At 49.0% G+C, this 18,599-nt stretch carries 24 protein-coding genes; 12 read left to right on the forward strand and 12 right to left on the reverse strand.

The window, feature by feature from the left end:
- Positions 1 to 7: 7 nt before the first annotated feature.
- The gene (gene arsB / locus IB222_RS04155; protein WP_079927713.1) at positions 8 to 1,297 is read left to right on the forward strand and encodes an arsenite efflux transporter membrane subunit ArsB; all 1,290 of its coding nucleotides are present in this window, start codon (positions 8 to 10) and stop codon (positions 1,295 to 1,297) included.
- A 12-nt stretch (positions 1,298 to 1,309) separates the two neighbouring features.
- Complete coding sequence (gene arsC, locus IB222_RS04160) at positions 1,310 to 1,735, forward strand: glutaredoxin-dependent arsenate reductase (protein ID WP_054627857.1); 426 nt, start codon at positions 1,310 to 1,312, stop codon at positions 1,733 to 1,735.
- Between the two features lie 34 nt (positions 1,736 to 1,769).
- Here arsC and IB222_RS04165 read toward each other — a convergent pair whose 3' ends face one another.
- The 8 genes from IB222_RS04165 to IB222_RS04200 form a co-directional block, all read right to left on the reverse strand.
- A complete protein-coding gene (locus IB222_RS04165) occupies positions 1,770 to 2,306 on the reverse strand; it encodes a GNAT family N-acetyltransferase (RefSeq protein WP_149384584.1) in 537 nt (178 codons plus the stop codon).
- Between the two features lie 124 nt (positions 2,307 to 2,430).
- Positions 2,431 to 4,188, reverse strand: a complete 1,758-nt coding sequence (gene arsA, locus IB222_RS04170) for an arsenical pump-driving ATPase (RefSeq protein ID WP_149384585.1) — start codon at positions 4,186 to 4,188, stop codon at positions 2,431 to 2,433.
- A 20-nt stretch (positions 4,189 to 4,208) separates the two neighbouring features.
- A complete protein-coding gene (locus IB222_RS04175; RefSeq protein WP_149384586.1) occupies positions 4,209 to 4,571 on the reverse strand; it encodes an arsenic metallochaperone ArsD family protein in 363 nt (120 codons plus the stop codon).
- 75 nt (positions 4,572 to 4,646) lie between these two features.
- On the reverse strand, positions 4,647 to 5,192 hold the full coding sequence (locus IB222_RS04180) for a sigma-70 family RNA polymerase sigma factor (RefSeq protein ID WP_149384587.1): 546 nt from the start codon (positions 5,190 to 5,192) through the stop codon (positions 4,647 to 4,649).
- Positions 5,193 to 5,200: 8 nt separating this feature from the next.
- Complete coding sequence (gene arsH / locus IB222_RS04185) at positions 5,201 to 5,914, reverse strand: arsenical resistance protein ArsH (protein ID WP_149384588.1); 714 nt, start codon at positions 5,912 to 5,914, stop codon at positions 5,201 to 5,203.
- A gap of 2 nt (positions 5,915 to 5,916) precedes the next feature.
- Entirely contained in the window at positions 5,917 to 6,240 is a 324-nt protein-coding gene (locus IB222_RS04190; protein WP_149384589.1) for a metalloregulator ArsR/SmtB family transcription factor, read from the reverse strand.
- Positions 6,241 to 6,559: 319 nt separating this feature from the next.
- Complete coding sequence (locus IB222_RS04195) at positions 6,560 to 7,180, reverse strand: inovirus Gp2 family protein (protein ID WP_149384590.1); 621 nt, start codon at positions 7,178 to 7,180, stop codon at positions 6,560 to 6,562.
- Between the two features lie 715 nt (positions 7,181 to 7,895).
- The gene (locus IB222_RS04200; protein WP_149384591.1) at positions 7,896 to 8,105 is read right to left on the reverse strand and encodes an AlpA family transcriptional regulator; all 210 of its coding nucleotides are present in this window, start codon (positions 8,103 to 8,105) and stop codon (positions 7,896 to 7,898) included.
- A 364-nt stretch (positions 8,106 to 8,469) separates the two neighbouring features.
- Between IB222_RS04200 and IB222_RS04205 the strand changes: the two genes are divergently transcribed.
- From IB222_RS04205 to IB222_RS04250, 10 genes are all read left to right on the forward strand, one after another.
- Positions 8,470 to 9,387 carry a hypothetical protein gene (locus IB222_RS04205; protein WP_149384592.1) on the forward strand — a complete coding sequence of 306 codons (918 nt, stop codon included), beginning with the start codon at positions 8,470 to 8,472 and terminating at the stop codon, positions 9,385 to 9,387.
- Between the two features lie 121 nt (positions 9,388 to 9,508).
- Complete coding sequence (locus tag IB222_RS04210; protein WP_223240786.1) at positions 9,509 to 10,393, forward strand: GTPase; 885 nt, start codon at positions 9,509 to 9,511, stop codon at positions 10,391 to 10,393.
- 305 nt (positions 10,394 to 10,698) lie between these two features.
- Positions 10,699 to 11,250 carry a hypothetical protein gene (locus IB222_RS04215; protein WP_149384593.1) on the forward strand — a complete coding sequence of 184 codons (552 nt, stop codon included), beginning with the start codon at positions 10,699 to 10,701 and terminating at the stop codon, positions 11,248 to 11,250.
- Between the two features lie 5 nt (positions 11,251 to 11,255).
- A complete protein-coding gene (locus IB222_RS04220; protein ID WP_149384594.1) occupies positions 11,256 to 11,882 on the forward strand; it encodes a hypothetical protein in 627 nt (208 codons plus the stop codon).
- A 397-nt stretch (positions 11,883 to 12,279) separates the two neighbouring features.
- On the forward strand, positions 12,280 to 13,101 hold the full coding sequence (locus IB222_RS04225) for a DUF932 domain-containing protein (RefSeq protein WP_149384596.1): 822 nt from the start codon (positions 12,280 to 12,282) through the stop codon (positions 13,099 to 13,101).
- Between the two features lie 30 nt (positions 13,102 to 13,131).
- A complete protein-coding gene (locus IB222_RS04230; RefSeq protein ID WP_149384597.1) occupies positions 13,132 to 13,575 on the forward strand; it encodes an antirestriction protein in 444 nt (147 codons plus the stop codon).
- 12 nt (positions 13,576 to 13,587) lie between these two features.
- A complete protein-coding gene (gene radC / locus IB222_RS04235; protein WP_149384598.1) occupies positions 13,588 to 14,130 on the forward strand; it encodes a DNA repair protein RadC in 543 nt (180 codons plus the stop codon).
- On the forward strand, positions 14,127 to 14,348 hold the full coding sequence (locus tag IB222_RS04240) for a DUF987 domain-containing protein (RefSeq protein ID WP_149384599.1): 222 nt from the start codon (positions 14,127 to 14,129) through the stop codon (positions 14,346 to 14,348). Before radC ends, IB222_RS04240 begins: the two co-directional genes overlap by 4 nt.
- Positions 14,349 to 14,373: 25 nt before the next feature.
- Complete coding sequence (locus tag IB222_RS04245) at positions 14,374 to 14,730, forward strand: type IV toxin-antitoxin system YeeU family antitoxin (RefSeq protein WP_149384600.1); 357 nt, start codon at positions 14,374 to 14,376, stop codon at positions 14,728 to 14,730.
- A gap of 20 nt (positions 14,731 to 14,750) precedes the next feature.
- On the forward strand, positions 14,751 to 15,074 hold the full coding sequence (locus tag IB222_RS04250) for a TA system toxin CbtA family protein (RefSeq protein WP_149384601.1): 324 nt from the start codon (positions 14,751 to 14,753) through the stop codon (positions 15,072 to 15,074).
- 963 nt (positions 15,075 to 16,037) lie between these two features.
- On the opposite strand, the gene IB222_RS04255 is transcribed toward IB222_RS04250, so the two are convergent.
- From IB222_RS04255 to IB222_RS04270, 4 genes are all read right to left on the reverse strand, one after another.
- Positions 16,038 to 16,337, reverse strand: coding sequence for a hypothetical protein (locus tag IB222_RS04255; protein ID WP_062773082.1), 300 nt, complete (start codon positions 16,335 to 16,337; stop codon positions 16,038 to 16,040).
- 22 nt (positions 16,338 to 16,359) lie between these two features.
- On the reverse strand, positions 16,360 to 16,626 hold the full coding sequence (locus IB222_RS04260; RefSeq protein WP_062773085.1) for a hypothetical protein: 267 nt from the start codon (positions 16,624 to 16,626) through the stop codon (positions 16,360 to 16,362).
- 75 nt (positions 16,627 to 16,701) lie between these two features.
- A complete protein-coding gene (locus tag IB222_RS04265; RefSeq protein WP_223240787.1) occupies positions 16,702 to 16,908 on the reverse strand; it encodes a hypothetical protein in 207 nt (68 codons plus the stop codon).
- A 5-nt stretch (positions 16,909 to 16,913) separates the two neighbouring features.
- Complete coding sequence (locus IB222_RS04270; RefSeq protein WP_050863218.1) at positions 16,914 to 17,492, reverse strand: tyrosine-type recombinase/integrase; 579 nt, start codon at positions 17,490 to 17,492, stop codon at positions 16,914 to 16,916.
- Positions 17,493 to 18,599 lie beyond the last annotated feature (1,107 nt).

Here is an 18,599-nt window from a genome sequence, read left to right on the forward strand (position 1 = left end):
AGGTTTTATGTTACTGGCAGGCGCTATTTTTGTCCTGACCATTGTTTTGGTTATCTGGCAACCGAAGGGATTAGGGATCGGCTGGAGTGCAATGCTGGGCGCGGGACTGGCTCTGATATCTGGCGTTGTGAATGTGGGAGACATTCCGGTGGTGTGGAATATCGTCTGGAACGCGACGGCGACCTTTATTGCCGTAATTATTATCAGCCTGCTGCTTGATGAGTCCGGTTTTTTCGAATGGGCAGCGCTGCACGTTTCCCGCTGGGGTAACGGTCGTGGACGTTTGCTCTTTACGTATATTGTTCTGCTCGGTGCGGCGGTGGCGGCACTGTTCGCCAACGATGGTGCGGCACTTATTCTAACGCCGATAGTCATCGCCATGCTGCTGGCACTAGGGTTCAGCAAAGGCACCACGCTGGCATTCGTCATGGCTGCGGGTTTTATTGCCGATACGGCCAGCCTGCCGCTTATCGTGTCGAACCTGGTGAATATAGTCTCGGCGGACTTCTTTGGACTGGGCTTCACTGAGTATGCGTCGGTAATGGTGCCGGTGGATATTGCCGCTATTATCGCCACGCTGGTGATGCTGCATCTGTTCTTTCGCAAAGACATTCCGCCAACGTATGACCTTGCTCTGCTGAAAGCACCGGCGAAAGCGATAAAAGATCTGGCAACCTTCAGAACCGGCTGGATAGTTTTAATTCTTCTGCTGGTTGGGTTCTTTGTCCTTGAGCCGCTCGGTATTCCCGTTAGCGCGATTGCGGCTGTTGGAGCTGTGATCCTGTTTGCAGTAGCTAAACGAGGCCATGCCATTAACACCGGTAAAGTGCTGCGCGGTGCGCCATGGCAGATCGTCATCTTCTCATTGGGGATGTATCTGGTGGTCTACGGTCTGCGCAACGCCGGGTTGACCGAATACCTTTCAGGTGTGCTGAACGTACTGGCGGATAAAGGACTCTGGGCTGCGACGCTGGGTACTGGCTTCCTGACGGCTTTCCTGTCTTCCATCATGAACAACATGCCTACCGTGCTGGTTGGCGCTCTTTCTATCGATGGAAGCACCGCAACAGGCGTTATCAAAGAAGCGATGATCTACGCCAACGTGATTGGCTGCGATCTGGGCCCGAAAATTACACCTATTGGTAGCCTGGCAACGCTGCTCTGGCTGCATGTACTTTCACAGAAGAATATGACCATCACCTGGGGATACTATTTCCGCACAGGGATCGTCATGACTCTGCCTGTGCTGTTTGTAACGCTGGCCGCGCTGGCGCTACGTCTCTCTTTCACTTTGTAATGAGATACTGATATGAGCAACATCACCATCTATCACAACCCGGCCTGCGGCACGTCGCGTAATACGCTGGAGATGATCCGCAACAGCGGTAATGAACCGACCGTAATTCTTTACCTTGAGACTCCACCTTCACGCGATGAGTTGGTCAAACTTATCGCAGATATGGGGATTACAGTACGGGCGCTGCTGCGTAAAAATGTCGAGCCTTATGAAGAGTTGGGGCTTGCCGAAGATAAGTTTACTGACGATCAGTTAATCGATTTTATGCTTCAGCATCCGATCCTGATTAACCGCCCGATTGTGGTGACACCGTTGGGAACGCGCCTTTGCCGCCCTTCCGAAGTGGTACTGGATATTCTTCCGGATGCGCAAAAAGGCGCATTTGCTAAGGAAGACGGCGAGAAAGTCGTTGATGAAACAGGTAAGCGATTGAAATAAACATAAAGGGGGCAGACGCCCCCTTATTCTTGCCTCAAGGCATAAGACCTGAACCTTCTGGCAGAGTACTATTCCCTTCACCAAGTTTCATTTGCAGCAAAACCGTGTCAAGCCAGCGGCCATGTTTGAAACCAATGTCCTTTAATGTGCCTATTTCAGTAAATCCTGCGCGGATATGCAGCGCAACAGAAGCAACGTTAGCGCTGTCACCAACAACAGCAATCATCTGACGATATCCCTGAGATTCGGCCCATTTTAATGCATGATCGAGCAGTGCTTTTCCGACGCCCTGGCGCTGATAAGCCGGATCAATATATATCGAATTTTCAACCGTGAACCGATAAGCATGGCGTTCGCGGTAACGGGAAATATAACAGTAGCCAATGATCGTATCGCCCTGCAGGGCGACATACCATGGGAATCCCCGAGACTGAATGCTCCTCAGTCGGTTAAGCATTTCCTGCGTATCCGGAGGTTCGGTTTCGAAGCTACCTGTACCATGCAGAACATGGTGAGCATAGATATTGCGTATCGCGGTAATATGCTGTTCTTCAGCATTAATAATGTGCATCGTGTTACTCCAGTAATGGTGTTTTACAAACTACCGGAATTCGCGACAGCAGGGTAAGTACTTAAACTTATAACCTGTATAAGCAAAAGTTTGGCTGCAGTAAATGGGGCCGTAGCCCCATCTATTAGCTTGCCATTTTTGCCAGCAGAGCCGCACCCACTGGTTCTTCGTTCTGCAGTGGCGTTAATGCAATACGCTTTGCAAACTGCTCTGTAACGTCATTTATCAGCGGCAGTTCGCGACTGGCTCGGGTTACCAGGAACGGTGAGGACGGTTTCGCAGCAGCCAGACTGCTATTGATTACCCATGCCCATGGTTCAATTTCAGCCCGACGCAAATCCTGTTGCAGGTTTGCTGCTTCCAGCACCGGTGTCGTTTCGGCAAGCGTCACGATAATCACCTTCGTCTTATCCGGGTCCTGCAATTGCATCATTGGCGTTATCACATGGTCATGGGTTTGCCCCATCTGGCGTACCATTTCCCGGTGATAGGCTCCTGTTGCATCCAGTAGCAGAAGCGTGTGGCCCGTTGGCGCTGTGTCCATAATGACAAAATGGTCGTCAGCCTCTTTGATGACCCGTGAGAACGCCTGGAAGACGGCGATCTCTTCAGTACATGGCGAGCGGAGATCTTCCTCCAGCACCGCCAGCCCTTCTGCATCTAACCCTTTCCCCTGATTTTCCAGAACAAAGCGGCGATAGCGTTCCGTCTCTACCTTCGGGTCGATACGGCTGACCTTAAGATTTGGTAGCGAGCCATCCAGAGTATTAGACAGATGTGCTGCCGGATCGGACGTGGTCAGATGGACCTTATGGCCGCGTTTTGCCAGACATACCGCCACCGATGCTGCAACAGTCGTTTTGCCCACACCGCCTTTACCCATCGTCATTACCAGACCTTTACCTGTCAGGCTGAGTTCATCCACCAGCGAGGCAAGTTTCGGTAAATCCAGAGTATTCGGCGTGGTAGTTGGGAGAGACATCGAGGCTTCGCTCTCTGTAAATAACCCACGCAGGGCTTCGAGACCGACCAGATTAAATGGCTTCAGATACAGCTGCGAGCGGGGAAGGTTCGCCAGATTCTCTGGCATAGCAAGTAGCGCTTTTTCCTCCCGAGCTAAAATACTTTGCGCCAGCGGATCATTTTCACCCACAAATGGCGGCAACACACCATTAATGGCAAGGTGTTGATGCCGCAAACCGATAGCAGACAGCTCATCATGCGTATGGGAAACCTCTTTCAGTGTCGAAGCCTGGGCGCGGGCAACCAGAACCAGACGCGTGAGTGCAGCATCAGAGAGCGCCTTAACCGCATCTGAGTACTGGTGCTGTTGTTTCTCCAGCCCCACCAGCGGCCCGAGGTTAGCGGCAGTATCGGGGTTCGCTTCCAGATAACCGCTCCAGGCTCCCGGCAATTCAAGCATGCGGATGGTGTGACCGGTTGGCGCGGTATCAAATACGATATGGTCATATTTTTCCCGCAGCTCATGATTGGTCAGCAGACCAGTAAACTCATCAAACGCAGCGATTTCCGTGGTGCATGAGCCGGAGAGCTGCTCTTCAATACTGCTGACCACGTCGGCTGGCATCAGCTCACGAACGGGGTCGAGCACGCGGTCACGATAAGCCTGTGCTGCAGCCATCGGGTCAACTTCCATAGCGGCAAGATTTTCTACGGTACTGATATCTGTGATTCGGTGGCCGATAGTCTGGCTAAATACCTGGCCGACATTGGAAGCCGGATCGGTACTCACCAAGAGCGTTCTCTTACCCTGATCGGCCAGCCATACCGCAGTAGCACAGGCCAGCGATGTTTTACCCACGCCGCCTTTACCGGTGAAGAAGATGAACGGGGGAATGTCTTTTAAAAATGGCATATTCATCAGTGATTGCTCCTCTGGAATTAAGGCATACGTGGAATGCTGCAGCAGCGTGGTTGCGTGCTGTCTTCACTCCAGTCCTGAGTAAGCGGAATACCTGCCCAACGGGCGATATCTTCACGAGTCGGGAGTTTGCCTGCCATCACGAGTTTGCCGTCGAGCAAGGTGACAGGGAGGGACTCCATTCCTGATGTGTTCAGAAACTCTTTAATGACAGGCGAGTTCAGGAACTGCTGCGGGTTCTTCGCAAGGCTGTAGCGCTGAATATCAACGCCATTTTTTTTCGCCCATTCGGCGCTGGCGTTCCATTTGACTGCTTCGTCGCTGATTACAACGCTACTGGTTGCGCAGCAGCCTGCAGCTTCAAAGATCTCAATTTTTGACATGGAGTGTTTACCTCAGTGTTTAGTCATTTGGCTTTACACTGAGGTAAACGAAGGTGGTGGGAAAAAGATGCGCGATTAATTCATTTTTTTGTGGCAGCAGACGGGAGACGTGTCATCCGCCTCAATCTGACAAAGTTCTGTCATCGTTTCTTTCAGGTGCTTTCTTGCCCGAAGCAAACGGGATTTAAACGCCGTAAGCGTAATTCCCAGTTCATCGGCCAGAGACTGCTGGGGACGCCGGTTAAGGTCGGATTCTTCAATCAACCACCGCTCATCTTCAGGTAATGCCTGTAATGTTTCAGGCAGGCAAATACCCAGCGTTGAGATTGCATCAGGGGATGCGTCTGTTAATGGGGCATCTTCTTCCAGCTCAACAAACTCCCTGGTGGTGCGGTAATCATCAATCAGCAGATTCCTCGTCGCCCGATACAGCCAGGCTCGCGGATTCTCCATCTCGCAGAAACTGTCTGAATGAGCGCGGGCACGCAGGAATAGCTCTTGCAGAAGGTCTGCTGCTTTTTCGCTATCACCTGTCTTCGATGTCAAAAAGCGAGTTAGTTCGGCTTCATGTTGCCGCCAGAACACGCTCATGCAGTTGTTAAATGCCGTTACATCACTCATACCAACCCTCAAATTTTGCTCTGATTAACCCGCCGGGAAAGTTCTTCTGCAGACTCTTTTCGTTCGCTGTAGCGATCAACGAGATAGGCTGAGTTACCTCGGGTCAGCAGAGTAAATTTCACCAGTTCTTCCATCACATCCACGATACGGTCGTAGTACGATGACGGCTTCATGCGTCCATCTTCATCAAACTCCTGCCAGGCTTTTGCCACAGAGGACTGATTCGGGATGGTGATCATCCGCATCCAGCGGCCAAGAATGCGCATCTGGTTTACGGCATTGAAAGACTGAGAGCCACCGCAGACCTGCATAACGGCCAGCGTCTTTCCCTGAGAAGGGCGAACAGCGCCTTCCGAAAGTGGTATCCAGTCAATCTGGGCTTTCATGATGCCGGTCATCGCACCATGGCGTTCAGGGGAACACCACACCATCCCTTCGGACCAACGAACCAGCTCGCGCAGTTCCATGACTTTAGGATGCGAGTCAGGCGCATCATCAGGAAGAGGCAAGCCAGAAGGATTGAATATCCGCACTTCTGCGCCCATGGCGGTCAGTAACCTTGCCGCTTCTTCCGTTGCCAGTCGGCTGTAGGAACGTTCGCGCACAGAGCCGTATAGCATGAGGATTCGAGGCGGATGAGGAAGGACAGGGACACCTAATCTTGCCTCTGTGATTGAAGTGTCGAGCAAACCCGAATCAACATTCTTAAGATCACCTGTCATTTTTACTTCTCCGTCTTCTGGGGCATGGTGAGGCAGTCGTCAGTCCCCGAGCAGCATTCTTCTGTCAGGAAGGCAATCAGAGCCTCAAGGTTTTCATATCGAGCATGGCAAAAGAGCGTTCTGCCCCGACGTTCCTGTCGTATCAGAGAAACTGATATCAACGAGGAAAGATGATGGCTCAGCGTAGACGCTGGGATTTCAAGCCGCTTCTGCAGCTCGCCAACCGGTAAACCTTCATGCCCGGCTTTAACCAGCTCTCTATACAAGCTCAGGCGCGTGGGATGACCCAGATCTTTCAGGGTTTCTGCTGCTTTCGAAAGCTCCATTTGCATCTCATTTCTATATTTCCGGAATTATGGAAATGATAACTTATTTTCCCAGGAAACCATAGTTCAATATGTTTGAGGGTGAACTGGAGCAACAACTTAATCTGCAACGGTGGATACATGGTGGTATGAATGTTAAATAGGTTGACGTGGATTTAGTTGTTGCCGGTCCGGTGCGAGTTCTTGGGCTGACAGTTTGTTGGGATGTCTTCTTCTGGCAGAGATAAATTCAGTAATTTAACTCCCGGTTATGCCTGAATCAGCTGATCAAACAGAGTTCTGCCAGTGCCGGGAGAAAATCTCCCTGCGCTGTACTGACTTATCTAATGCTTCCCCCGAATGAGCGTTCTTCATTGTTGTAGGACTTTGTGTCTTCTTTGGCAAAGTAGCTCAGATGGCCCCGAAGTGTTAGTAACTGCTGTGCGTAGCGGTCAACCCGAAGACGCTCCAGATAATGTGGCTCGTTGTTTAAGGCAACCAGCGTCCTGTACTCCGGAAACTCGAGCAGGCCTAATGCACTTAACCAGGCTTCACAGATATAACTCCCCAGATTTTGTTCTTCCGTCGAGTATTTCCCTAACCTGTTAAAGGTATCTTTGTTGACGAATATCGCCATATGATAATGAGATTTACCGCTGGTTCCCACCTCACGCACCCAGACGTATCTCAGGTCCGTTGGACAAACCTGATGGCCTTTCCTCTTACGTCGTTTCTGATGGGCTTCGATACGGGCTTTCAGTGCCCCAAATACTCGTTCCATCAATCCTGAACTCAGATCAGGGACACAGGCAATACTGTCGCCCGTATCACGATATTCAGGCAGTCTGAGTACGAAGGTGAATACGGATGTCCTGGCGTGGGCTTTTGTCGCGAAGTTGATGATATCCGTAATACGTTTCATATAACCCGGATTGATTGGCCCAAATTTCCTGTTAGTCATAAATATTACTCCTTTTGAGTTTGTTTCAGGCGAGTGAAGCCTCTGCCAGAGCGAATGGCAGTAATGAATGCGTTTACTGTTTGATATTTATGTGCTGCCTGAGTGCTGGGATAGATTCGTTATTTGTCGTTATTATTAACTGATGGCAATCGTTGAGAGATGAACAGCGAGACTGCTATTTTTCACATAAAACGCTACCTGTTTTTCATATTTAAAATGTATCTTTTTGAAGATACTGAAAGGTATTCCCATTTGGCATAACGCATGTGACGAGCATTAACTATGGCTTTGTCTGTGATTTGTTCGCTTACATTTAGTTGCAGAGTGTCCAAGTACTATATAGTAAACACGCATGTACTTATGCTTCCGTTAATGTAGTGTTAATCACTTTGTATGTCTATTTATATGCATTAATACTTTCATTATGTATTAATGTATATATTAATGCCTTTGTATATAATACATATACTGTAAAGTGAAAGAGGCTAGATATATAACAAAGCCTTATAGCATGCGGGGCTTTTTATTCCTGATGCTCAGATTTTACTCCAGGGTTAGCAATTCAGAATGCAACAAAAAATCTTATTAACGGAGGAGCCTGGCGTTCACAACGGAAAGACCGGAGAACATCCCTGATGGGCCGGGATACTTACTGATATAGAACCGCTTATTTTTGCTGGAATAGCCTTTCCTGGGTTGTTTTGTACCTTCATGTTCAGTGATCCCGCGAGTCAACAATACGCTGCTGCATCCAGGTTTCCACTTCGCTCTTTAGCCAGCGGGAACTGCGGCCCAGCTTGATAGGTTTGGGGAATCGTCCTTCGCTGATGAGTTTGTAAAACCATTTATCACTGCATTGAGTGTAGGTCGTTATGAATGCCATATCGACAAGCTGGTCGTTCAGCAGGGCAGGTGATGTGTGCATGGGGATATCTCCTTTACGTTAAAAGTGAAAGGAGGAATGACTGGTTCTCAGTATTGTGTTGCAGCCTTCCTCAGGTGATGGAAGACCAGGTAAAAAAGTAATGAAGGTGTTGATTATCACAATGCTAACACCCCGGCATTACTGACTATCCCGCGATGAAGTTTTCAGACACGCCCTGTCTGCCAGGAGTGAGTACCCAGAATGAACGCTTTGCTGGTGTCGTCTTTGCAACACTCCACCCTCCAGCTGACTCGCCGGATAAGTGTCAGAATAGATACATTAAATATAATTTAATATCAATATGATACAAATAGTGCTGCACTATTTTCATCATAAAAGGTGCTGCACCTTGCGGCGATGTAATATGATGAAAACACCGCCACCACAAAAGAGACATATGATGACAAGCCGGAACCGCATCACCGTCAATCTGCCAACAAACGAACTCCACCGACATATCGAAAAGCTGGCTCTGAGCAGAGGCCTGACCTGCTCTGGATTTATCCGGGACCTTATCAGCGCATCGTTGTCGGATAATGCTGAAGCGGCGCAGTTCATGGATGAAATAAGGGGGAGTAAGCATGGCATTAGTAATAACAGCGAGGAGGATGTAACCCGTATTCTTCGGAACACCATAAAACAGCAAGGAGCGGAACAGCAACTTGTACTGAATGCCCGCGAACAACCTCTTGCAGACTATAATTTCACCATTTCAATTAATGAGTTCAGGCAATTTGAGCAGCAACATTTAATGATGGGAAAATCAGGTGATCTCCTCAAAGAACTGGTAAAGACTAAGCTTAAAATCCATATAGCAGAGAAGGTTCCTTCCATTATTGGCAGATCAGGTGGTGTACCAGATATTGTTCATCTTTTTGTTAAAAATGCGAGAATAAGATATATCATGAATGATAATGGATTATGGGAGTTTCGGTCGCGCATCGTATTACATTTTCTTCCTCTTTTTATTGATGATGCGAAGAAAAGTAGGCTTGATTTTTTTAATATAAAATTTAAACAGTTCAGGCATGTAGCCATATATGGCTGGGATAAGAAAAAGTATGAACGCCTTGTCTTTTTAGAACAGGCATCCAGCTCCCGTTCCGGAGGGTATTTTGTAGGGTTGTCGCCTTATAATATTGATTATGTCATGGCTGAGTATAAAGATTTCACATCAGCTCAAATTACTCATGAAGCGGATCCGCATGCATTAAATTTTATGATACACATCCACCACAGAGATATGAAAATCAAAAAACAGAAAAGCTTTTCATTTCTATAAAAAAACGGATGTATATTATCGTGTTGTGTCTCGCCCGCAGTGCGGATATAAAATCTGCCATGGGAAATGACAGTTTTTATATCTAATAAAAACTGCAGTTCTCTGATAATAAAGGCCAATCATGACAAACAACTCTCGCGATAAAACCTTACTATTTAAGAAAATTCTTTCAACATTACCTGAGGATGTTTACCGAAACCTTTGTTTCCATCTCGATGAGATGATTTCTTATGAGCCTTTCATCGGGCTGATGGGCAAAAGTGGCGCAGGGAAATCCAGCCTGTGCAATACTCTGTTCAGTCCACCGCCCGCCAGGGTCGATGCCGTTAGCGGCTGCACCCGCACCGTTCAGCGCTATCAGGTTACTCATGGAACGCATACCCTGACCCTGGTTGATTTTCCGGGTATCGGTGAAACCCCAGAGCTGGACAGCCTTTACCGGCGTCTGTATCAGGCGTGGTCCGGCAGACTGGACCTGATTGTCTGGGTGCTTAAAGCCGACGAGCGGGCCTGGAACGAGGATATCCGTTGTTATCACGAACTGCTCAGCGCCGGGGCAAAACCAGAAAGTTTTCTGTTCATACTGTCTCAGGCCGACAAAATAGAGCCCTGCCGGGAATGGGACGGGCTGAATCGCCGCCCCTCGCCGCAGCAGCATCAGAACCTGCAGGCCAAAACCAGACTGGCTGAAACCCTTTTCGCCGCTGCCCACCCTGTCATTGCCGTCTCCGCAGCAGAACACTACAACCTGTGTCACTGGGTGGAGACCCTGATACTGACGTTACCGGTACACAGTTGCAGTGCAGTTTCCCGCCATTTGCACCCCGAGCTGAGGACCGACACGGTCAGGGTGACCGCGCGTGAGGGATTTGTCCGCGTGACCGGGGAGATATTTGATGAGGCGGTGAACGCCCTGAAAACTTCCGGGGAGCTGGTTCGCTATCTTCGGCAACTCCGCCAGCAGTTCCTGTCGGTCATTCGTACCATCTGGCACCTCCTGTTCTGATTTCATCGTGGTTTTTTTACTTCCGTTTCGATCTGTTTCAACGATCGAAATCGCACCCATGATAGCCATTAACTATTAAAAACCTTGTTTTGATCGCCATTTCTGATAGTTAAAAACGATCGGTTTTAGCATATCGATCTGAATTAACGATTATCCCGCCTGCAGGTTAGACAGTACGATCTGCACTGAAAATAACCCGCATCCTCTTCCTTAATCATTCCAGTAAGTTGTTTATAAAGGAGTCTTTCCATGTTTTTGTTCGTCACTGTCTTCCATGAAGAAATAATATTCCGGGGGGAAATGGGATGAAATCATATCCGTTGCTTCGCGCAGACCTGTTTGCCTGGTGCCTGGCGGTTATCCTTCCACTCCTCTGGATTGTCCTGGTCCTGAATTTTCCGCAGGCTCTCGCGCTTGTCATTTATATGGTCGTTGCGATGGTCTGGGTGTTACTGGACCGGACAAACCTGATGAAGCAGGGCATCGCACCACCTTCATGGCTGTGGTTTCCTCTGAATTTTGTCTACCTTCGCCAGCGCGACCAGATGCAGGGCAAACCGTGGCGGCTTCTGCAGGTCTGGTTGCTTTGTACTGTGTTGTCATTCGTGGCGATATATCAGTTTAAGAAAACCTCGGGTACAGAAAATCTGGCGCAGAGTGCCTGTGCCGTGGTGACAAAAATCCTGCATAAAGAGGGGGCTGATGAGCGCTGTATTCGCGTGACGGATATGCATGAGGAGGTCAGCGGTCGTTTCTGGCAGGCGCAGGCGCTGCTGAATACCGGCGTAAAGGAGCCCGTGACCATTGAGGTCAGGGGACGGGATATTTATGTCGTTTTACCCGAAGCGGGAGAGTGAACAGGATGAAAACGGTAAACGTTATTCCCAGGCTGCTGATTGTCGTTGCGGTGTTATGGACTCAGGTGAGCCGTGCTGCTGCATATGACATTAAACCCGTTACCTTCACAGGCGTGGTGGCAGGAAATGTGCAGGTCATGCATGACCACATTATGGATGGCGTGGATGATTTTATCATTAGCGCCACAAAAGGTAAGGAAACACAGAAGTTTATTCTTACCTGTAACGGTCCGGAAAAGCGCCTGAATATTCTCTACTGGCTGAAAGATATCACCGGTGGTAAGACATCAGGCGCAACGGGTATGACCATCCAGTATTACCCGGAGGGAGAGCATCAGATGAAGGCTCATGCTGAACAGCCAGTGACTCTTTTCGACAGCCAGGTCGAACTGGACCTTACCCGCACAGCATCACGCATGCTGGATTATAAAACGGGAAGCTTTGTTTTCTATTTTTATGAAAATGACGGCGTATCCGATCGCGGTCCACTGGCATGGAGCTGGCAATATCCGGCTCGGAAACTGGCCCCTGCGCTCGCTGGCGCACTGGTATCCGCCAGAGCTGATAGCTGTAGTCTGGCACAGGGTAACACGCAGATTGCCGCTCTCAGACGCCTCGCCGACCATCAGTAAGGCGCTGATATGTTCATTATTCTGCTGTTATGGGTTATGGCATCGGCTTTTACTGGGTGGTGTGCCAGTGCGCATGGTCGTTCTGGCTGTGGTTTACGGTATCGATGGTATTCGAACCGTTATCTGGTGCCGTACTTTATGCCATGGTGGTGAAATCAAAATGACCAAAGAAAGGATGAAGAGGGCTGCAAAATTTTATCTGAAATCTAGTGTGCTTTACGTTGTGAACCGTGCGCTGTGTATTGTCTGCTTAGCCACCATCCCCGGCACTGACAGTGCATCCGCAGATCTTTTGCAAATGTCTTAAACTTTCTTCCCTTTATTTTCATCTGCCTACAGGCCGTACTTCCCTTCGGAAGTACGGCTTTTTTCATTTATATGTTCGGGGGAATTTTCCGTGAAACTAGCCAGCCGTTTTGGCGCGGTCAACCTTGTACGCCGTGACCGCCCATTAACCCGCGATGAACTGGCGCACTATGTGCCCAGCGTATTCAGTGAAGAGAAACATGAATCCCGCAGTGACAGGTACACATATATCCCAACCATTACCCTGCTGGATTACCTAAAACGCGAAGGGTTTCAGCCGTTCTTTGCCTGCCAGACGAAAGTTCGTGACCAGAGTAAGCGGGAGCATACCAAACATATGCTGCGTCTGCGTCGTGCTGGTCAACTTACCGGCCATCAGGTGCCGGAAATCATTCTTCTCAACAGCCATGACGGCTCATCAAGCTACCAGATGCTGCCGGGCCTGTTTCGCGGCGTCTGTACCAACGGCCTGGTCTGCGGCCAGTCATTCGGAGAAGTGCGGGTACCGCATAAAGGTAATGTCGTCGAGAAGGTCATTGAAGGGGCTTACGAAGTGCTCGGGGTCTTTGACCGGGTGGATGAGAAACGCGATGCAATGCAGTCGCTGGCGCTGCCAGCCCCGGCCCGTCAAGCGCTGGCAAATGCCGCACTGAAGTATCGCTTTGGTGAGGACCACCAGCCGGTCACGGTATCGCAGTTGCTGGCCCCACGTCGCCGGGAGGACTACAGCGATGACCTGTGGACCGTATACCAGCGTGTGCAGGAGAACCTGATGAAAGGAGGTCTGTCAGGGCGAACCGCTCAGGGGAAAAGCAGCCGCACCCGTGCTGTTACCGGCATTGACGGCGATGTGAAGCTCAATCGCGCCCTGTGGGTTATGGCAGAAAACATGCTCGAATTTTTCGGGCGTTAAACAACAGTTCCGGCATAAGGAGATAGTTTAATGAATACACAAAACCTTCAGTTTGCGGAGCATACCGCAATTACTGCCTCAGTGGTCCCGGACGAGTTACGCATCGGCTTCTGGCCGCAGCACTTTGGCTCCATTCCACAATGGATAACCCTTGAACCTCGCATTTTCGCCTGGATGGGCCGTCTGTGTGCCGATTACCACGGTGGTATCTGGCGCTTTTCGACGCTCAGCAACGGCGGCGCTTTTATGGCTCCCGAGTCAGAGCACGATGAGAAGTGGACATTGTTCAACAGCATGAACGGCAATGGCGCAGAGCTTACCAGTGAAGCGGCAGGGATAGTCGCCTGCCTGATGGCATACAGCCACCATGCCTGTCGCACCGAGTGTGGCGCGATGACTGAACACTATTATCACTTACGTGACTTCGTGCTGAACCATCCAGAGTGCAGCGCCATTATGCATCTCATTGACTGAGGAATGCCTGACATGAATACCTCATTATCCCCGGAGTCATCACAGCCTGAACTTTTTCCACTGACGGTTATGGCTCAACATGATTACCTGCTTACCGCGACATCCGGATTAACACCCTATGCTCAACGGACCATCCGACGCGCTACCAATCTGCTGGATAAATATCTGCGCCAGCCCGGCATATCCTTCACCTCAAGCACTGCTGCCCGTGACTGGCTTCGGTTACAGCTGGCCGGACAAGAACGGGAAGTGTTTATGGTGCTCTATCTCGATAACCAGCACTGTTTACTGGAGAGCGAAACGCTGTTTACCGGTTCGATTAACCATGTCCAGGTCCATCCCCGTGAGGTAGTGAAGTCAGCGCTTCGCTTCAATGCTGCAGCTGTCGTACTGGCGCATAACCATCCATCCGGTGACCCGAAGCCCAGTCAATGCGATCGCAACATTACGGGCAGGCTTAAAGAAGCGCTAGCACTGGTTGATGTGAACACGCTCGATCATCTGGTCATCGGTTCAGAGGGCATTGTGTCGTTCGCAGAGCGAGGCTGGATATGAAAATCATCAGCAAACGCCAGGCAATGACCCTGTACCGGCAACATCCTGGCTCCCGACTGTTTCGCTTCAGTACGGGCAAATATAAATGGTCAGGCAGTATCTGCCATTATGCTGGCCTCGAGGTGGAGGACATACGCGGCGTTCTGGCCGTGTTTGCTGAACGTCGTCAGGACCGCAATGGTCCCTATGTCATTCTTCGAAGCGTTACTCTCAATTAATCCTTTACTTTAATCAGGAACAATAATGAACAATCACTCAGAATCTGGTGACAAGCCGGAGAATCCAGCCTGCCAGCAGTGGGGACTACAGAGTACGTTCACTCCGTGTTTTGGAGCTCGTCTGGTGCAGGAAGGCAACCGCCTGCATTTTCTTGCTGACCGGGCCGGTTTTAACGGTGCTTTCAGCGGCAAGGATGCGTTGCACCTGGACCAAGCTTTTACCCTGATACTTAAACAACTGGAACTAATGCTGACCAGCGGCGAGCTCAATCCCCATTATCAGCACTGCGTCACGCTATATCACAATGGGCTCACTTGCGAAGCTGACACACTTGGTAGCTGCGGCTACGTATACATAGCCATTTATCCCACTCAGCGCTAACAAATTTCACGAGAGCAAACATGAAAATTCTACCTGCTACAATTTCACGGGCGGCGAAGCCCTGCCTGCCGCCCGTTGCAGTCTGGCAAATGCTTCTTACACGGCTACTGGAAAAACACTATGGTCTGACCCTGAACGATACGCCGTTCAGTGATGAAACTGTTATAAAGGAACATATCGATGCCGGTATCACCCTCGCTAATGCCATTAACTTTCTAGTGGAAAAGTACGAACTGATTCGTATCGATCCCAAAGGGTTTAGCTGGCCAGAACAAACGCCATATCTCGCGAATATTGATATCATAAGGGCCCGCCGCGATCTGGGTTTATTAAATCGTAATTAGTCTGATACTAACGGTGTCGCAGCTTTCGAGTATGTCTGCCATTTGCTATCATCTCGCTTCCTGCTGATTTATCGACAAAGGTAATTACTTGAATTCAAAGCCTCTGTGCTTTGGGGGTATCTTTGGGGGTATAAGTTAAGATATAACTTGAAAATTATATATTTTTCAATATGTTGTCGGGTTTGTTCTAATCCCTTCGCCCGCTCCAGAATCTCCCCTTGTGGAGCAAGCATTCTAAAATGCTGCTCTGCCAGCATGTTACGCAGTAGTGCTTACTAACATGCTGAGGCGTTCTACCATAGTTCACTACTTTGACACTTGTCACGAATGGTTACTCGGTGAAATGAGAGTTTAGCCAATCGTCGGCGGTGGTTTCAAGTTCTTACCGCGATAGTCCAACAATGAACGCAAAGCCTACACCAGGCAGCGACGGATCGCACTTCTCATAACCTTACAGTGAAGCGCATTTTTTGCCGATGCTCCCACATGCCACACGTCGAGATGACGTTGCAGGGAATAAACAGGTTTTATGGTGGTGATGCTCCGGTAGCTACAGATCCGGCTCTGCCAGCGGTTCGGCCTCGCTCCTTCGGGTACATGGTCATCCTGATAAACTTCACTGTCTGACACTCCCTGATGAAGTCGCCTAACGGCTCCGCACGTTGTCTTACCACCAACGGGCATTATGGCTTCTATTCTCTAAAATCTGTGAGTTGCGCATTTTCTGCACCCTGGTTAACCTAAGATTAATCTGAATAAATCAAGGGTGAGTATGGCTATCGGGAAGAGACAGAATCAAGAGGAATCACCCAAAGACGAGTTAGATCGCTTGCTGGATGAGCTTGAACTCACACAGGCGCAACGGGAGTTTATCGAATCTATGCGGCAAGAGGACGGGGATAAAACCAACGGGGAGTAATACCCTAAAGAAAAAGGGGCATTGCGCCCCCGGCAAGAAATTGGTTAGGCTTCTTGAGCACATTCGCTTTGATACTGTCGCCAGTACATTTGCGCAAAGTCCATAAACTTCGAGAAATCAGCCTTACTTAGTTCTTTGTTGGCTCGGATAATGTTGCATACAGCAATGTGCTCTTTCGCTGCTTCGTCCTTGTCGGCAATGTCTTTAAAACGTAGCGCTATTGCACTTTTCACCTCAAGGATCGCATCTAACCGTTTCTCAGATAGCCGTGGGTGTTTTTCCTGCAACTCTTCTTGATAGAGTTCAATGTCTTGCTTGATTGAATAAGAATTGTATGTCGCCATTTTATCTCCTCGTTCGTTATGGTTATTTCAAAGCCCGTAGCCACATCATAAGCAAATGAAGCTGGCTTCCTGTCATGGCAGGGATTCGGACGGTTTTACCGTTGCTTACGTTGCACAGCGCGAGCGCTAACGCCATAATGTGCTGATTCGGCATCTCTAACTCTCCGTTGGGATTGTTGAATACGGCGGGGGCTGGCTTCTTGGTGGTTGGCGGCCCCTGCCACTTGCTGATCAACTGCTCTTCTAAGGTTTGTTGGTAACAGGTGACGCTGTATCGTCGTCCCTGCAAACTTTACTACCTGCGTATAAACGCACACCGTAGCACCACACCAGATAAAGCTGGTGATTAGCTCTTCTTCCTTTTTCACTCTTCCGAATCCTCTGTATTGAAGGTTTTCGTATAGGGACATTTCCCCTTAGTTACGTAGGTGAACAGGTAATTGCTGTTCTGATACGTGCAAAGCGTTTTTCCGTTCTCCGTCTGTTCCTCCTCTGGGTTGGTCATCGTAATTTGTCCGGCATGTGCGAGGGCAGGCAATAGCGCCAGCGTGAGCACAATTAAGCCTTTCATGTTGATCACCATTCTAAAGAAAACTCCTCTGTTAAATCGTCCTGCACGTCCTGACCATACCCGATGTAATACATGGTTGAACGTGGATCTGTCTGCCCCAGGAAATGGGCGATAGTTTCAATCGGCACCCCAGCTTGATGAAGAATTCGCCCCCGACTTTTTCTCGGCGTATGGCATCCAACGTTAGAGAATCCTGCTCTACGTCCCATCTTCCCAAATTCAGTGAATACCGTGTTACGGGTTACGGCGTTGCCTTTGCTACGGAGATCGCCCTTGCTAAAGATGAAATCCGTCTTCACTGGCATATCGGCTTGCTCTGCCTTGCGTTGTGCCACCACTGACAGCATCGCGGCTGTCACCTTTGGTCTCACCACGTTTCCGGTTTTCTCCTGCTTCACCTTGAGGTGAGATTGCCCTTCTACATCTTCGTACCGAAGTTTGAGCACGTCAGAGATACGCAAGCCTGATTCATACATAAACACCCACAGGCAATAAAACAGGTTGGTGGTGGTGTTGCGCTGTAGCTCTGCCGCCACTGCCTTAACTTCATCTGCACTCTTTAGCGCCTGGCTAATACCTTTCATCTTTACCCTCCTTATGCTCGTTTCGTTGAAATCATCATTGATCATAAATTGATCATTTTCAATAGGTTGTACGATACGTGAGTTTAAGAAGAGCACAAAATGATCAAAAGGTGTGCGCGGTTGCGAGAGCAATTGAACGACCTGATCGAAGGCCACCCAATTCTGTCAGCCGTCCCGCTCGAATATCGGTAAGTGATTGAAAAATAAATAAAAACACACATCACCTCATGGTTCATGAAACAGTGGTTCTGTCAAGAGATTTATTTTCGATGACGGGGAGTTACCCCTGTTTGCACCGTGAAGTGATGGAAAAGTGTTCTGATTCATTTAAATCAATGAGTTACAGAATACACTTTACTAAAGTGTATCGAATCGTGAGGGATTCGCACTGTAAGTGAGAGCTATTCTCATCTGTGGTGATGTGAATTGAGTTTTTGAGAATGGTTCTCAATAATGGGGGTTTTGGCATGAAAAAAGAATTGTTACATTATAACAATAAGGCGAGAAGACTCGTTCAACGAATCTGGCACGGGTGCAAAGTAGTTTTCATGACAAATGGCGCTGTATTCAGCACTACACAACGGTTTGGCTAAACTGATCATTCTGACAATGAAAGTGAACAATCTACTTTAGCTTACATTTACCCTGGATCTTTACCTGTCATTTAAGATAGGTTTTGACGTTATTAATGTAGGGGTTTGATAGGAATAATCTAAGATTTGCCTCTGGCTGTTCTTAGGATTGTTGCATGTGCGATTCGGAGTGAGCAGGGCGACGGTCTGCCGTTGGGTGAAGGGCTGAAAGTAACGTTTTGGTACTCGAGATCACAACGAAAGTAACGTTTTGGTACTTTTAAAGTAACGAAACGGCACACTATAAGATTAAATAAGACTACTAATTAATAAGACTATCTTTTAATACTTTTGCTGTTGTCCCTGCTCGGTACTCTCCGGGCAAGTGACCTGTTTCGCCTTTGGTTGGCTCCTCGGTCAGCCCCGTACCGCTCATGGAACAAGCGCAAGCGTACTCTTTACCTTCTGGACTCGTGCAAACTTCGTTTCTGACGAGAGTCAGGCACGAACGATTATTTGCCATCGGCAAGAGATC

It is taken from the genome of Citrobacter sp. C13 (assembly GCF_014596815.2).
GTDB lineage: Bacteria > Pseudomonadota > Gammaproteobacteria > Enterobacterales > Enterobacteriaceae > Citrobacter > Citrobacter portucalensis.

Coding starts and splice junctions, on each gene's coding strand:
- arsB (WP_079927713.1), top strand. CDS start 8: ATGTTACTGGCAGGCGCTATTTTTGTCCTGACCATTGTTTTGGTTATC.
- arsC (WP_054627857.1), top strand. CDS start 1,310: ATGAGCAACATCACCATCTATCACAACCCGGCCTGCGGCACGTCGCGT.
- IB222_RS04165 (WP_149384584.1), bottom strand. CDS start 2,306: ATGCACATTATTAATGCTGAAGAACAGCATATTACCGCGATACGCAAT.
- arsA (WP_149384585.1), bottom strand. CDS start 4,188: ATGAATATGCCATTTTTAAAAGACATTCCCCCGTTCATCTTCTTCACC.
- IB222_RS04175 (WP_149384586.1), bottom strand. CDS start 4,571: ATGTCAAAAATTGAGATCTTTGAAGCTGCAGGCTGCTGCGCAACCAGT.
- IB222_RS04180 (WP_149384587.1), bottom strand. CDS start 5,192: ATGAGTGATGTAACGGCATTTAACAACTGCATGAGCGTGTTCTGGCGG.
- arsH (WP_149384588.1), bottom strand. CDS start 5,914: ATGACAGGTGATCTTAAGAATGTTGATTCGGGTTTGCTCGACACTTCA.
- IB222_RS04190 (WP_149384589.1), bottom strand. CDS start 6,240: ATGGAGCTTTCGAAAGCAGCAGAAACCCTGAAAGATCTGGGTCATCCC.
- IB222_RS04195 (WP_149384590.1), bottom strand. CDS start 7,180: ATGACTAACAGGAAATTTGGGCCAATCAATCCGGGTTATATGAAACGT.
- IB222_RS04200 (WP_149384591.1), bottom strand. CDS start 8,105: ATGCACACATCACCTGCCCTGCTGAACGACCAGCTTGTCGATATGGCA.
- IB222_RS04205 (WP_149384592.1), top strand. CDS start 8,470: ATGATGAAAACACCGCCACCACAAAAGAGACATATGATGACAAGCCGG.
- IB222_RS04210 (WP_223240786.1), top strand. CDS start 9,509: ATGACAAACAACTCTCGCGATAAAACCTTACTATTTAAGAAAATTCTT.
- IB222_RS04215 (WP_149384593.1), top strand. CDS start 10,699: ATGAAATCATATCCGTTGCTTCGCGCAGACCTGTTTGCCTGGTGCCTG.
- IB222_RS04220 (WP_149384594.1), top strand. CDS start 11,256: ATGAAAACGGTAAACGTTATTCCCAGGCTGCTGATTGTCGTTGCGGTG.
- IB222_RS04230 (WP_149384597.1), top strand. CDS start 13,132: ATGAATACACAAAACCTTCAGTTTGCGGAGCATACCGCAATTACTGCC.
- radC (WP_149384598.1), top strand. CDS start 13,588: ATGAATACCTCATTATCCCCGGAGTCATCACAGCCTGAACTTTTTCCA.
- IB222_RS04240 (WP_149384599.1), top strand. CDS start 14,127: ATGAAAATCATCAGCAAACGCCAGGCAATGACCCTGTACCGGCAACAT.
- IB222_RS04245 (WP_149384600.1), top strand. CDS start 14,374: ATGAACAATCACTCAGAATCTGGTGACAAGCCGGAGAATCCAGCCTGC.
- IB222_RS04250 (WP_149384601.1), top strand. CDS start 14,751: ATGAAAATTCTACCTGCTACAATTTCACGGGCGGCGAAGCCCTGCCTG.
- IB222_RS04255 (WP_062773082.1), bottom strand. CDS start 16,337: ATGGCGACATACAATTCTTATTCAATCAAGCAAGACATTGAACTCTAT.
- IB222_RS04265 (WP_223240787.1), bottom strand. CDS start 16,908: ATGAAAGGCTTAATTGTGCTCACGCTGGCGCTATTGCCTGCCCTCGCA.
- IB222_RS04270 (WP_050863218.1), bottom strand. CDS start 17,492: ATGAAAGGTATTAGCCAGGCGCTAAAGAGTGCAGATGAAGTTAAGGCA.